A 14,239-nucleotide genomic window follows, 5' to 3' on the forward strand; every position below is an offset into this window, starting at 1 on the left:
ACCGGGACAGTGAATCAGACAGGATCTATCGCGTGAAGGTCCTCAAACCGACTCTGTGTTCATCAAAGATGCTCTAGACGGCTGTAATGAACTGCCTATCGGACTACATTGTGCACATGGCCGCGGAAGTCTCGAAGGCGAGATTATTGCCTCTAAAGGTCCCGCTATGTTTCTCCCGGCTTTCATATGTCCACGTCGGGGCGAATCAGAACTATGGACAACGGATAGCCTGAAGCGTTTAGCGATTTTGAAAGACACACGATGTCGGGCTCGATTTTCGCGAACTCGAACGAGAAGAAATCGCCGGTACGTCCCGAACCTGCCTGAATGTCGTCGACGATGAAAACAACGCCGTGTTACGGCAAATGCGCTGAATTTCTGAGGGCCAAGGTGCGGATGCGGTGTTCATGCCGCCTTCTGCCTGGATGGGCTCCAGGATGATTGCGGCTGGCTTCTCTATCCCGCTGCCGGCGTCGCCCAGCACGTGATCAATGTAACTCGCGGAATCGAAAGTTTGGTTCGGGTAGTTCTCGTAAGGGACACGGATTACATCGTGGCGAGCAACGCCGCCAAGCTGTCTGGTTGACGCTGAACCCCGATGGCGCGGCTGGAGCGCGCTCGACTTTAGAGCTTCTCACCCTTACACTGGTCAACATTGATATGATCGAAACGCTAGCTCGGGTGAGCTGGCGATGTGTCGAATTCCGCTTCTTGTACTTAAGGTTTCACTTTGTCCGACATCCGACAATTGTTGGATGTCAGACAGGACGCCAAATCCGCCAAACCGTTGTTTTATGGATTTGTTCTCTCTGGCACGTTCTGTGCATCGTGGCTTGCGAACGCATCAGCGAGAAAATAGTCCCATGATCACACTCACTGAAAACGCTGTCGCCGCCATCAAGGCCGCGCTTTCCCGCGCCGACGAACCGGCAGAAGGCTTTCGCATCATGGTCGAGCCGGGCGGCTGCGGCGGCCTCAAATACCAGATGGGTCTGGAAAGCGTCTCGCGCGAGGGGGATGCCATCATGGAGGCGAACGGGGTCAAGGTGTTCATCGACTCAAGCTCCCAGCCGCATCTCGCCGGCATGACCGTTGACTTCGTGACGAACCTGGAGTCCTCGGGCTTTGTCTTTGACAATCCCAATGCTGGGGACAAATGCGCCTGCGGCAAGTCCTTCCGCAAGGCGCCATGACGACAAGGATCGGCGCCGTGCGGGATGATACCGACAACGTCCACCTCATCAGCGACAAGGTCTATTTCATCAACCCCAACAATGTCGGCGCTTTGGACATCCCCAAAGCGGCCGGCAAGGTCGGCGCCGTCGCCTACGGCGATGGGCTTAAATTGACGATGGCTTTCGACCGTATGACGCAAACGATCTCCGCCGCAACGTTCCAGACCTTCGGCCGCGGCTCGGACATAACCGCTTCCTCGCCGCTTGCCGAATTCATCGTCGGCAAGACCATCGATGAAGTCCTTCAGATCACCGATGAGGACATGGCGGATTTTCTCGGCGCCATACCGCCGCACACGACATACTCATCGCTCGACCGCCTCATTCTGGAGCGCGGCTTGCGGCTGATGAGCGAGTTCTTCCGTGCTGTGAGGCAGGCTTCCGACGAGACGCCAGGTTTCTCACGTGTGGTCCTCGTCAAGGCATCATCGCCATGAGCGACGTGATCGAACCCTTTCTCATGATGATAGGCTTCGAGGAGCCAGAGACCGCTCCCCACCGCTTCCACCCACTGAAACCTGATTGCGCGTGGAGTTCGGGCGTGTGGGTTTTCCGCATCGGGCCCCGTCGGTGGAACGAGCTGCAAAGCGTGCGGCGGGTCATCTCCCCCCTTTTGCCGCGTCTCAGAAGCCGGCAGAGATGTTCCATTGCTCACTCGAAGGCCGCCTAAGCATGTCATATGCGGTCAAGGAAATTTTCTACACTCTTCAAGGTGAAGGACGAAATGCCGGGCGGGCTGCCGTATTTTGTCGTTTCGCCGGCTGTAACCTTTGGTCGGGACGTGAAGTCGACCGGGAAAGAGCATTTTGCGGATTCTGCGACACTGATTTCGTTGGGGTAGATGGCCCCGGTGGCGGACATTTTGCCACCGCGCGGGAGCTTGCGTTGGCGGTCGAGCAAGCCTGGCGCGGGTCGGGACCTGGGCACCGTCTTGTCGTGCTCACCGGAGGAGAACCCCTCCTCCAGATCGATAAACAACTCCTGGAAGCGCTGCATTCCTTGGGGTTTGAGATTGCCGTTGAGACCAACGGAACCATTCCCACGCTCGCCGGCATCGACTGGCTGTGCGTCAGTCCGAAATGCAATGCACGCCTCATGGTCACGGTAGGGGACGAGCTAAAGCTTGTATACCCTCAGATTGGCGCGGAGCCCGAACATTTCGAAGTTCTCTCGTTTGAGCACCTTTTGCTTCAGCCAATGGATGGGCGAGGGCGCGATGCGAACACGGCCGCCGCAGTGGCCTATTGTCTTGCCAACCCACGTTGGCGCTTGAGCCTGCAAACCCACAAGCTTCTCAGGATCCCATGAAAATTACGCAAGTGTTCACCTTCGAGGCAGCGCACCGTCTTCCGCGTGTGCCAGAGACCCACCGCTGTCACCGCTTGCATGGCCATTCATACCGTGTGGAACTGCGTCTGGAAGGGCCTGTCGATCCAGACACGGGCTTTGTCATCGATTTCTTCGATGTTGAGGCTGTGTTCGGACCGCTTTTGCAACGTCTCGACCATCAGTATCTGAATGAGATTGAGGGTCTCGAAAATCCGACCGCGGAAAACATTGCAGTCTGGATCTGGAACCAAACCAAGCCGCTTATTGGCCAGATGTGCTCGGTAACGGTCTATGAGACGCCATTGTGCTGGGCTGAATACGAGGGTTGACCTGATGCAACGAGATTCGGGAACCGCACTCGTGCTTTTCTCCGGCGGGCAGGATTCGACAACCTGCCTGACCTGGGCGCTGGAGAACTTCGAGCGCGTCGAGACAATCGGTTTCGACTATGGACAGCAGCACCGGATCGAGCTCGATGTGCGGCCATACCTGCTCGGGCGCATTCGAAAAGACTTTCCGGCCTGGGGTGGACGACTAGGCGAGGACCACATGATTGACATGACCGTGCTCGGCCAAATCAGTGATACCGCGCTCACGCGCGACGTCGAGTTCGCAGTGAACGCGAACGGCCTAGCGAATACCTTCGTGCCTGGCCGCAACCTTCTGTTCCTCGGCTTTGCGGCCGCGATAGCTTACCGGATCGGCGCAAAACACCTCGTGATCGGCGTGTCCGAGATGGATCGTTTCGGCTACCCGGATTGTCGAGATGACGCAGTTAAAGCGATGCAACTTGCCCTGAACCTTGGAATGGAGACGCGTTTCGTCATTCACACACCCCTTATGCGGCTGGACAAGGCGCAGACCTGGGCGCTGGCGGATTCGCTGAGCGGCGAGCCGTTGGTGAAGCTCATCTGCGAAGAAAGTCACACCTGCTATAGCGGAGACCGCGAGCATCGACATAGCTGGGGTTTCGGTTGCGGGACCTGCTTCGAGTGTAATCTTCGCGCAGCAGGATGGGAGCAATTCCGATCCTCCAAAGAAGGACCCTTGGCCTCCCATGAATTGACGTGAGCGCCCGGATCCAGGCCGACGGTGGCAATCTGTTCCATAGATCGTTTCCTTCTCTTTGTGGTCCAGCGCCACCAGGTACGCGCCTTCGATGCCGTTTCGAAGGGGCTGTTCCATACCATCGACCTTGATGATCTTCGCCGATCGCGTGGCGCTGTTTGGCAGCACCATGGCGAGCAGACTGCGTTCGTTGTTCTTGATCCCGGTCGCATTGAGCGTGGAGCGTACTGCCGAGAAAAAGGAGAGGTTGTGCTGTTTCGACGAGAGGCGGTTGATGCTCCACCCTGCTGATATGTGGAGATCGTCGATACACGCCCATAACCAGCTTGGCCGCACCATCATTGAAGCGACGAATGACGACCGCAGCGGCAATCGAAGCCGGCGCCTGCGTAAGCCGGGCGGGGGCAGGCGCCCGCGGCCGAGCGATGTTGCGGATTTGTCGTTCGCGCCCTGCAAATGCGCCCAGTAGAGCACCTTGGCCGTGCTACACCGATTATAAGCCAGTTTTGCTTTGAGAAGGTATCCCTCTTGCTTGGCCGCAGCGAATATCCCCGACTAAAATTGACTGCAGCGCGTCGCGCTTAGCGCTCGCTGGGCGGAGCTGGTCCGGGTTGCGAAGCCCGGCGAGCGCGGATCGTCTTGGACTATGTGGTGATCAGCCGCGGTTCTTGAAGCGCCAGGATTCATGGCCGATTTCGATGATCTCGCAAAAATATGGGAGATGGATCGAGCAGTGCGGTCGTTATCGCGTTGAAGAAGCGGCCGCGCCGGCCGTCGCGGATGAGCGCGCGGGTGATGGCAATGGCCCGATGCGAGTTCCCGTTCGGGGCCAACAATCAGCACACCATCGAACAAACGCTATCAGGGGGAGATCTCAGCCGCCAGGCGAAGAAGGAGAAGAAAATGATGGAACGCAAGCTTGACGTGATCGCAGCCTCCTGAGGAGTGTCGGGAGCGTGTCGAGGCATGCTTCGAAGAGTTAGAGGACGAAGGTCGAGACCTTCGGCGAGCCGCGCTGTGCGGCTGGGAAGGCTCAGGCAGAGATTGTCTCCGACTCTAAGATCACCGGGTCTCGAAGAGGGATGAGCATGGCCGATATTTGTCTGTCGACACGGAGAGCTACTTAGAGGCGATCGGGGGGACAACTCGACGTCATCGTCGCCTCCCCTCGCGCGCCCCTGCCACAGAGCGGCTCGGTGAAGTCGTAGCCTAAACCCTGCTCCGCCGAGTGCCAAAAGAGCGCCAGATGGACGAATCCGCTCGAACGCCACGCGCGCCGGCTGAACGCGCCGTTTCGGTCAGGACAGATGAAGGGACGACGGTCTGTTCGCTCGCAATAGCTATAAGCAAGCCCTCGTTAAGCCGGATATCGACCTGCCTGTTGTCACGCTCGCGGGGGACGCCTCTTCCCCCGCCCATGCTGGCCCAGTTCACCTCCGCGCCAGGGTGTCCGGCGATGTGCTCGCCGAGCACGACCAACTCGAGCACGCTTGGTCACAGCTTCCGTATCTATCAAGTAGATGCCTCAGCGCCTGCGCGACAGTTTCGTGGTTTGCAATTTATCAAATTCATGGCGATCATTGCCGCATCCGCTAAATGACTTAAACGGCCATGTCTGCTGTCTCTTATGCGGCTCCAGCCCACATTGAGCACAAGCAAAAAGTGGTAAGCATGCCAGCGCCACGACCTCCACGTCGTGGCGGCCGTTATCAGCCCACAGGGTTTCCCAACGGCCATCGGACAAACTTGGCGCAGCGCTGTCACGGCAGAGACGGCACGTCGAGACCTGTCGGAGCGTCAGCCGTTGCGAAAGGTGTAGCCGTAACCGTTGATCGCCGGCGCGCCGCCGAGGTGGACATAGAGGACACGCGATCCCCCTGGAAAGAAATCTCTCTGGACGAGGTCAATCATCCCTTGCATGGATTTTCCCTCATAAACCGGATCGGTAATCATCCCCTCGAGCCGAGCGCACAGGCGGATTGCCTCCTTCGTTTCCTCGGACGGAATGCCATAACGGGGATACGCATAGTCTTCGAGCAACACCACGTCGTCCTCGACGAGGTCCGTTCCCAGCTCAACGAGCCTCGCTGTATGTTGGGCAATACGAAGCACCTGCGCCTTTGTCTTTGTAGGCGTGGCGGAGGCATCGATACCAATCACGTTGCGCCGTCGACCGTCCTCGGCGAACCCGACGATCATGCCGGCATGTGTTGAACCGGTGACAGTGCAAACGACGATGTAGTCGAAGGCAAACCCAAGCTGTTTCTCCTGGGCGCGCACCTCCTCGGCGAACCCGACATAGCCGAGTCCGCCATTCGGGTGAACAGATGCGCCCGCTGGTATCGCATAAGGTCTGCCGCCCCTCGCCTTGACCTCATAGAGCGCTTTTTCCCAACTATGGCGACTGCCGATGTCAAAGCCCTCGTCGACCAGGCGCACCTCTGCTCCCAAGATACGGCTTAAGAGAATGTTGCCGACGCGGTCGTAGGCGACATCCTCATGCGGAACCCAGCTCTCCTGAACCAGAAGACATTTCATGCCGATCTTGGCGGCAACGGCAGCGACCATGCGCGTGTGGTTGGACTGCACGCCACCGATGGTGACAAGGGTATCGGCATTCGATGCGATCGCGTCGGGGATAATGTATTCGAGCTTGCGGAGCTTGTTTCCGCCGAACGCCAGACCGGAGTTGCAGTCCTCGCGTTTGGCATAGATCTCCACGTTACCGCCCAGATGCTCGCCGAGCCGGTCGAGCTTCTCGATGGGTGTGGGTCCAAAGGTGAGCGGGTAACGCTCGAATTTTTCCAGCATATTCTCTCCGGCAATGATCATTCAGGTGAAATAGCCACGCAAACTCGTCTCATAAGCGCTGCTGGGATTGGTCGGCCGCGCTCTTCGACCCCCCCATCCGAGCCTTGGGGATTTCCAGCGCTTTCCTTGCGATTGAGACGAAGCGATCAACATGTCGCATGCTGCGGGTGAGCCGACCATCACCCGGGAAACCTACGACGGCACCCGGTCGGCACCTGAGCGCAGCCAGACCGCCAAATCAACAGACTTCGATAAAAGCAATGGCTTCCTTTTTGTGATTCGACCGGGAGTAACCGCCCAGTTGCCGAGCCGAATTTCTGCGAGGCGATTTTGTGGCGCTCAACGCCTCACAGAAGTTTCAGCTGCTCGATCGAAGTGCTCGTCTACCTGATCACGACGGGTGCCAATGCCCTCGAAAGGCTGGCCTCCCCGCGTCCGTAAGTCGCCGCATCATAGTTGACGAGCGTGTCGGTTCTGGCTGTATCCAGCAGCTGATTGGTGATCTGTGTCGGTGTTGCGGACGTGAATTTGCTGCCAAGGATGGCGGCATAGCCTGCAACCACAGATGCCGCGACAGACGTTCCGGTTAGGCCAGTCTTGTCGCTCTCGACACCCACCGTCAGGAAGTGGTTCTGCACCTCCGAATCTGAACCGGCGTAATTCGAATAGGAGGCGAGCCTTGTCTGGTTTTCGGGAGTGCCATTGCCCTCTAGCGCACCCACAAAGATTGCCGATTGCTTCCCAATCAGGTCGAGAGCAAGGAAATCAATATCCCCATCGGCAAGGGTATCTACCGCTACGGACCCGTTGCCGGCTGCCTTTGTGAAGACCGCAGCACCCGCCCGAGCCGCATCGACAATCGACTGCTCAAGCCGGTACCCGCTCACTGGTTCCTCAAGGCCATAGCTCAGATTAATGACATTGAGGCCCTGCTTCAGCGTGAGCGGAACTTGTTCCGAATAGTCAAGCTCGGTTATGTTTGCGCCAGGCGCGACCATGCCGGCTGCTTGAGCGACCCACTGCCCATGTCGCCGCCATTGGGAGCCATGGCCGAGATCCCCCACCTGTCCCATGTTACCGGTGAAGTCATCTATGATAGTTACCGCACGCCAGACCCATTATAGCCCGAGGCCCATGCTGCGCCGACCTCCGGGCTCATCCAGCAAAAGGTGCCGTCGGCATTTTGTGGGCAACGCGAGCTGCTGCCGTCCATGGCTGGCCTCGCAGCCCCGCCATCGCCGGCGAGCCTGGATTGGAGGTCATCGGCGAAACCGGGTGGTGCCGACATCCATAGGACAAGACTGGCAAGGTACGCCACCGGCAACAATCGCTTTATCTGCATTCAACTCTCCTGTTTGAAACTGTTCTTCATCAACAAGACGAAGCATTTCACCAATGGGTAGAACGACCTCGGAACCAAAGACCGATGTTCAGCAGGTTCAGATGAGCGTTCGCCAGGTATTTCAATGTGTCCGCCGGCCGGAGCAGCGACGCCACGGACGGCAATTCACCGCCTGGGCGCCGCGATCCACCCACGTTCGGACGCATGAGGGTAAGGTGGCAGTCTAGTGAATCGAAACGGGTGCCAGCGCCCTCGAAAGGCTGGTTTCGCCGCGGCCGTAAGTCGCCGGATTGTAGTCGACGAGCGTATCGGTCCTGGCTGTATCCAGCAGCTGATTAGTAATCTGTGTCGGAGTTGCGGACGTGAACTTGCTGCCAAGGATGGCGGCATAGCCTGCAACCACAGGTGCCGCATGAGACGTGCCGTATAGGCCAGTTTTGTCAGCTTCGACACCCAGGGTCAGGAACTGGTTCCGCACCTCGGGGTTTGAGCCGCGATAACTCGAGTATCTGGCCAGCCGCGTCTTGTTCCCAGGAGTGCCATTATGGTCGAGCGCACCCACGAATATTGCCGATGGCGCCCCGATCAGCCCGAGGGTTAGTCCATCGAAATGCCCTTCGTGGGGCCTACCTACCTCGTTGCTGCGGTTGCCGGCACTCTTTGTGACGATGGCAGTGCCTGCCCAGGCGGCATCGACAATCGCCTGCTCGCGCGGATGCTGGCTCAGTGGCTCTATGATGTGGTAGCTCGCATTGATGATATTGAGGCCGTCCTGCAGCCCGATCGAAGACCGCTCGAGATAGCCATACTTGAATATGTTTGCGCCAGGGGCGACCATGCCGGCAATTTCAGCGACCCAATCTCCATGTCGCTGCGTCTGCCGACCGCGACCGAGACCTGCATCAAATGGCTGTCCCGTGAAGTCGTCTATGACGGTCACCGATACGCCGGAACCGGTATAGCCCGATGCCCATGCTTCACCAAAGTCCGGGCTCATCCAGCAAAAGGTGCCATCGGCATTTTGTGGGCAGCCTGCGCTACTGCTTTCCGTGGTTGGCGTTCCGGCCCTCCCGTTGCCGCTGACCCTCGCATCGAGATCGCCAGCAAAACTGGGTGCCGTCAGCAGGCACATGAAAAAACTGGCAACGAGACCTACCGGGAACAATTGTGTTTTGTGCACAATAGACTTCCTGTCTGGATTGTTCTTCATCAACGAAACGTACCCCGCATGCCTTTCACTATCGCTAGAACTTACCTGTGAACCGGAGATCGAGTTTCAATCGGCTTGGATTTATGTTTGCCATATATTTCAACGTGTCCGCAGGTCGGAGTTGCGAGGCGGCCAGCCGGCAATTCACTGTCTGGAAGCCGCCGATGGCGCCATAGTCAGCGGTGCAAGGTCGTTCCGTCAGGTTCCCGCCCAAAATCGAAGTGACGGTGAGAGAAAGCGTCGTGGACGGCGTCGGTCGCTTTTGCAGAATAAAGCCGAGTTTCACACCTGGGTCGATTCGGACCTTTTCGGCACGTTGGCCGGTGCTCGCGCCCCACAGGAGACCGAAGTCATCCGACAGCTGCGTCAACATTTCAAATCGCATGTCGATCCATTTGCTATGGTACCACTTGTCGAAAGACACTTTGGTACCGCCCGACAGCTCGTATCCGCCTCGTCCCAGATGGTTGGCGGCCGCGGTTAGCTCCGAACCCTGGTAAATGCCGACAAGGCTGGTCTCCTGTCCGTTCGCAGTCATAGCGCTGACGAAGAATGCCATCACGAACAAGACGTAACCGGCCCCAAACCGTACGCACGCCTGCAACGCCCATTGTTGGGCCCGCCAGCAATTCATATGCGATCGGGACGCGTACTGCAGTCCCTCGCCGCATCTTCAACCCATCCGGATGCTCTAGCCCCAGACGCATGGCCGCCAGCGGGCAACGTATTCATTCGCAACAAATCTGTGATCTCCCGTCCTTCAATTTTGCCGAGCCATCTCTTCGCTCTTCCCTGGCAAGCAGCTCCCGTCCTCTCAACGGAATTAAGCGCAATTCATGCCAATCCGGGTGACGGTGGAACGGAAAAGATTGTAGGATTGTTTTCAGCGGCTTAGACAAAAACGTCCAAGATGCCGGCCAACCAAGGCTGTGTCGTCAAACCGACAAAGCCGTCCCAATTGTCGGATGTCGACGAACACGCTGAACATAACCCACCCCCATGGGCCAACACTCCCTTCTCGCTGCGGCCATGCATCTGAGAGCCCTCGAAAGGCCTTCATTTTCCATTCGACGCGATCCTCTTCAGCCCGGACATTGCGCCGCCCAATTTGGCATGCCCGGCAGAGACGGAGCTCTCTGCCGGGCCGGGTTCGCCTTGGGAGGTGGCGTAAGCTAGCGACTTTGTCGCGGTGGGACCACTCAATCTGAGCGTTTTGCGCAATAGCGAGCATTTACTGTGCCAAGCCAAAAGCGCCTAAAAAACACCCCCAGGGTCAGCTTCCTCACGTTGCGTACCCGACATTGTCGGCTACCGGACAATGCCGAACGTGATCTCGGCATCGACCTACGTCTGAACCAGAGCGCACCCGCAAAGTCGTTCGCTACCATTTCGACCTGGCGAATTGGTGGTGACAAGGTTTTAGCCCCGAACTGTTCGCCGGCTGACGGCAGGGCGGATGTCGCTTTTAAAGAGGAGCTGTCTGTATCTTCTTCAAGAGACAGCGTGCGGCCACGAGAGATGGCGCGGCGAATGCGGTCGGGCGTTGATCGCGATCGCCACGATCGGCATGGACGCGCCGTGGGCCAATCAGTATTCCGGCGATCTCGCGATGTGACGCCCAGCAAGTAAGCCGCGAGCGCACGAAGAACGAAGGTTACACGCGTTTTTCCGGCTTGGCCCAGACTTAGAGGATTGAGGCACTCGAGCGCATCTCAGGCGGTGCTTCGGAAACATCGCGGGTCAGGTCGCCTCGGCAAGGAGGTAAATAGGGTGAAATATATCCTCGCCTGAGATGGCGAGCGGGCGACAGCAGGGCCGTCGCATGACATGGCGAGGCCGAGAGCTCGAACGGCGGTGCGGCGATGTCGCCGAGGATGCGGACAGCTGTTCTGGGACGCGCCGTAGCAGAGACCTGCCAAGGCGCCGAACTTTGACCCTGGCGTCGACTTATAGCCCCCGCTTGCATAAGCGCGACGAGGAGCGCTCGCCGGGCGGAGCTGGTCGGGTTGCGCAGCCCGGCGAGCGCGGATTGTTTGGGCGGTGGCGCGTCAGGCGCGGTTCGTCCGGCGACCACGGTTCGTTTCCGGCTCTATGATCTCGCAGTGATGGGTGAGGCGGTCGAGCAGCGCCGTGTCATCTTTGCGTCGCTGGCAAAGAACTCGGTCATTCGCCGAATGCCAGGTCGGTGGTGACGATGATGGATGTGCGTTCGTAGAACAGACTGATGAAATGGAAGAGAAACTGCCCGCCGCTGCGGGCGAAGGGGAAAGTCGAATCGTCGAGGACGACGACGGTGGGCGAGGTAGTCAGCGATGCGTCCCTGCTTGCCGTTTCGGTGCTCCTGACCTCGATAATCAACTTGAAACAATGTGACGAATCGGAGCTCTGATCTTGTTACGGCGCCTCAAGGGAGGAGCAGCGATATGCCGAGCGTTTGATTGCGCTGTGGCACATCTTGAGTTTCATTCATGTGCTCATCGTCGCGCGACCGGTACCGAACCTCCTGGGACCTATCGAAAAGCTCAGCCCCTTGCCGGGCTTTGCCCGCGCAGCTGGATCGCCAAATCAGAAAGAGCACACTTGCGAAATAGCCCAACTGAAGAAGTAGCGAACAGCCCAGCGTCGTGATCACTGCTAGACGGAACGAATGCGAGGCGAAGTAAACCGTCACAGCGTTGCCGCACAGGACCAGCCCGGCGAGCCGACAAAAGGTGATGAAGCGCAATGCCGTTCTCCTGATTTCGTCTCGTCAATCATGCAGCTCATGCTGCGATCTGGTCGGCCGCGACATGGGTCTGGCAGCTCTTTGGGCAGACGCGGCTGCAGGCTCCGCAGCCAATGCAGCGGCCAGCATGGTCGACAATCATGACCATGCGATTGAGCTCACCATCGAAATCGTCGTCACTGCCGTCGCAGGCGCCGAGGATTTCACCCGCGTCATCGACGCTAAAGATGCATGACCTCTCGCGTGCAGACCTTGAAACAGCGGCCGCAGCCAATACAGATCTTGCCATCTATAGCCGTCAGGTATTGCGACACCCATAAGGAGCCGTCGCGGCTGATGAATGTGCTCCTCATCGCAAAGTCTTCATTTTGGCGAGCCCTCTCCTGCACCATCCAGCTCGCCGTAGACGGCGTGCTTTCTCTCGGCGACATCCTCTATCTCAATCCATTTGACCGGGAGATCCTCGGCAAGGTCGCCCAAATTCGTCCTGGCGATTGTCGCGCGCAGTTGAAGCTTTCGGACTTTTTCGTCATCTCATCCAGATTTGACATGATCCTTCCTCGAAAATCGGTTTCTTCACGCCGCGCCACGTCCCGGTAGGCAATAGCTGCAGTCGCATCGCCGACCAGTTTCGCCGCGGTAGCCACGAGTTTCCGGAGAGTCTCGAAGCCGAACCGATAGATGCTCGACAGACCGACGAACTGCCGACCGTGCAAAGCACGCGCCAAGAGCACCGGTCGTCTTCATTTCGGTTGTTGACTATGTCATCACGTCTGAGCGCTCCTCGATCCCAAGCTCCACTACGGTCTAAAACATGCCGAGCCGCCCAGCGCGTCCGGATCCGGATCGCCAATGATCGGATATTCCGCTGCAGTGCCTTGGTGATGATGAAATTGGCCAGCAGCCCGGTGTCCGATTTCTTGGCATGAGCCATGGAAGGCGAGCACGGATTAACCGCGGGAGGCGTACGGGCGGTACGGGCGTCGCCCCGTCCGTGTGACGGCAGGGCCATGCGCCGCGTACGACATTTGGTTTCCTCGATTTCCGTGCTCGATTTCTGCTTTCGGGTACGCCAACTCCGGGCCCGGTTGCGCACCCGACGTCCGACCTGGCCGGGCCGATCCCACGCCATCCCTTGGGCTGACCACGTCCCGGATCGCGACCTCTTCCACGATAGGCCCAAGTCGGCTCGAGCATCTCTTCCGCGCCGGCCCCCTTAGAGGTACTCAGGTTCGAGCCTTGACCTTGAGCAAACGATCCATCCCTGTGCTGCCTGGACATACTCGCCGCGGGCGCGCCGCAGAAACTGGCGGATTGACCAGGGTTCTTTTTCACTTGTCGTCTCTTCGCTCATCAGGCGACTGTGCTTTGATTTTCAGCGGCCGTGTTTTGCGGAACCACGCAAAGATCCCCGGAGCATGCGTTCTCACCCGTGTAGTTGGCCAGGGCTTGGAGCAATGCGGTAAGGCAGTATTGTTTGATATGGTCCGGCATCATCCCTGGATTCCCCAGAGATTTCAGCGCCACCTCGATCAACTCGATTGCGCGACCCTTGTTGCCGCTCTCGTAATAATACTGAGCGACCGGGACGTACCACCGGAATTTAAGAGGCCCCTCGCCGTGTGGGGGATTCAGTGTCAGTATCTGTTCCGCGAGCTCGTGGCCCATCGCGAAGCGTTCAGCACGGGGGATATGTGAGTTGTCAATCGCGGGATCGAAGAGTTGGTTCAGGGCCATGACCATCCAAGAGACGGCATCGAATTTTTTGTCGATGGCGTCCTCGACCAACTGGCGCATGACGGGCAAGCCGGTCTGCATGTCGCGCAGCTTGTGAAGCAGTAGATTCGCGTGCGTTTCCCGGAACCCGCTATAATCGGGCACTAAGGCGAGGCCTTCTTCGATGGCCGAGACCGCCGCCGTCCAATCCTCGGCCTGCATCGCCGGGTGAAGCTTGGCGTAAATCGGTCGGGTCAGTGCTAGCTCGCGTGCCTTGGATTGGTTAGTAGCGATCCGCCTTGCATCGGCGCGTTGAGCTTCATCGCTGTTGCGCCAACTGCCGTTGAGAACCTTTGGCAAAACGTCATCGAGTTCCGCCGGATGTCCTATGAAAGCGATGAGGCCGTCGCGGTCGACTAAGAACGAGGCGGGAATCCCCAGAGATGAACTGGGTTCCATCCATAGTCTATTCATTTCGCCTGTGTAATCGAACGCGATACGATAATTCAGATTCGGGAATCTCTCTGTCAGCCAAGCATCCAAGCTAGTCCGCGTCTCCTCGGCGGTCGGGCCCTTTTCCCCAGCTGCGACTCCGATGACCTCAAATCCGCTGTCTTGATACTTCTCCTGCAACTGCGTCAGATGGGGCATCACCGCCACACAGGGTGCGCACCAAGTCGCCCAAAATTCTAGGAGGTACACCTTGCCGGGGTGAAAGTTGGCGAGGGGCTCGCCACGCAGCCAGTCGTCCACTTTGATCGGAGGAGCCGGGGACTCCTTATGCAACACCATATTGTTCTCCA

General features: G+C 58.3%; 13 protein-coding genes and 4 pseudogenes. 7 read left to right on the forward strand and 10 right to left on the reverse strand.

What is annotated here, in order from left to right:
• Positions 1-106: 106 nt before the first annotated feature.
• Positions 107-595 (reverse strand): annotated as a pseudogene (locus CK222_RS30095) (aminotransferase class III-fold pyridoxal phosphate-dependent enzyme); the annotation flags it as partial.
• 268 nt (positions 596-863) lie between these two features.
• On the opposite strand from CK222_RS30095, the gene CK222_RS30100 reads away from it, so the two are divergent.
• The 7 genes from CK222_RS30100 to CK222_RS32620 all read left to right on the forward strand — a co-directional run bounded on the left by CK222_RS30100 (position 864) and on the right by CK222_RS32620 (position 4,574).
• Positions 864-1,193 (forward strand): iron-sulfur cluster assembly accessory protein, encoded by a 330-nt coding sequence (locus CK222_RS30100; protein ID WP_095802829.1) that lies wholly within the window; start codon positions 864-866, stop codon positions 1,191-1,193.
• Complete coding sequence (locus CK222_RS30105) at positions 1,190-1,672, forward strand: iron-sulfur cluster assembly scaffold protein (protein WP_245433375.1); 483 nt, start codon at positions 1,190-1,192, stop codon at positions 1,670-1,672. Before CK222_RS30100 ends, CK222_RS30105 begins: the two co-directional genes overlap by 4 nt.
• 235 nt (positions 1,673-1,907) lie before the next feature.
• Positions 1,908-2,543, forward strand: a complete 636-nt coding sequence (gene queE, locus CK222_RS30115; protein WP_095802831.1) for a 7-carboxy-7-deazaguanine synthase — start codon at positions 1,908-1,910, stop codon at positions 2,541-2,543.
• A complete protein-coding gene (gene queD / locus CK222_RS30120) occupies positions 2,540-2,893 on the forward strand; it encodes a 6-carboxytetrahydropterin synthase QueD (protein ID WP_095780046.1) in 354 nt (117 codons plus the stop codon). Before queE ends, queD begins: the two co-directional genes overlap by 4 nt.
• Positions 2,894-2,897: 4 nt before the next feature.
• On the forward strand, positions 2,898-3,635 hold the full coding sequence (gene queC / locus CK222_RS30125) for a 7-cyano-7-deazaguanine synthase QueC (RefSeq protein WP_095802832.1): 738 nt from the start codon (positions 2,898-2,900) through the stop codon (positions 3,633-3,635).
• 127 nt (positions 3,636-3,762) lie between these two features.
• On the forward strand, positions 3,763-4,101 hold the full coding sequence (locus tag CK222_RS30130; RefSeq protein ID WP_095802833.1) for a hypothetical protein: 339 nt from the start codon (positions 3,763-3,765) through the stop codon (positions 4,099-4,101).
• Positions 4,102-4,412: 311 nt separating this feature from the next.
• Positions 4,413-4,574, forward strand: a complete 162-nt coding sequence (locus tag CK222_RS32620) for a hypothetical protein (RefSeq protein WP_176477788.1) — start codon at positions 4,413-4,415, stop codon at positions 4,572-4,574.
• Between the two features lie 855 nt (positions 4,575-5,429).
• Here CK222_RS32620 and CK222_RS30145 read toward each other — a convergent pair.
• The 9 genes and pseudogenes from CK222_RS30145 to CK222_RS30185 all read right to left on the reverse strand — a co-directional run bounded on the left by CK222_RS30145 (position 5,430) and on the right by CK222_RS30185 (position 14,228).
• Entirely contained in the window at positions 5,430-6,443 is a 1,014-nt protein-coding gene (locus CK222_RS30145) for a 1-aminocyclopropane-1-carboxylate deaminase (RefSeq protein ID WP_095802848.1), read from the reverse strand.
• Between the two features lie 383 nt (positions 6,444-6,826).
• Positions 6,827-7,441, reverse strand: a complete 615-nt coding sequence (locus tag CK222_RS30150) for a S8/S53 family peptidase (RefSeq protein WP_095802849.1) — start codon at positions 7,439-7,441, stop codon at positions 6,827-6,829.
• A 567-nt stretch (positions 7,442-8,008) separates the two neighbouring features.
• On the reverse strand, positions 8,009-8,995 hold the full coding sequence (locus CK222_RS30155) for a S8/S53 family peptidase (RefSeq protein WP_245433378.1): 987 nt from the start codon (positions 8,993-8,995) through the stop codon (positions 8,009-8,011).
• A gap of 34 nt (positions 8,996-9,029) precedes the next feature.
• Entirely contained in the window at positions 9,030-9,554 is a 525-nt protein-coding gene (locus CK222_RS30160) for a hypothetical protein (protein WP_245433388.1), read from the reverse strand.
• Between the two features lie 1,489 nt (positions 9,555-11,043).
• Positions 11,044-11,336 (reverse strand): annotated as a pseudogene (locus CK222_RS32045) (ATP-binding protein); the annotation flags it as partial.
• Positions 11,337-11,399: 63 nt separating this feature from the next.
• Positions 11,400-11,720: an exopolysaccharide production repressor protein gene (locus CK222_RS30170; RefSeq protein WP_095802838.1), complete on the reverse strand. Its 321-nt coding sequence runs from the start codon at positions 11,718-11,720 to the stop codon at positions 11,400-11,402.
• A gap of 37 nt (positions 11,721-11,757) precedes the next feature.
• Positions 11,758-12,073 (reverse strand): annotated as a pseudogene (gene fdxB / locus CK222_RS30175) (ferredoxin III, nif-specific).
• Positions 12,070-12,271: pseudogene (locus CK222_RS30180) on the reverse strand (CCE_0567 family metalloprotein). The pseudogenes fdxB and CK222_RS30180 overlap by 4 nt, the downstream one beginning before the upstream one ends.
• An 802-nt stretch (positions 12,272-13,073) precedes the next feature.
• Complete coding sequence (locus CK222_RS30185) at positions 13,074-14,228, reverse strand: TlpA disulfide reductase family protein (RefSeq protein WP_126079023.1); 1,155 nt, start codon at positions 14,226-14,228, stop codon at positions 13,074-13,076.
• Between the last annotated feature and the right edge of the window lie 11 nt (positions 14,229-14,239).

Origin of the sequence: Mesorhizobium sp. WSM3866 (genome assembly GCF_002294795.1) — a bacterium.
Lineage (GTDB): Bacteria > Pseudomonadota > Alphaproteobacteria > Rhizobiales > Rhizobiaceae > Mesorhizobium.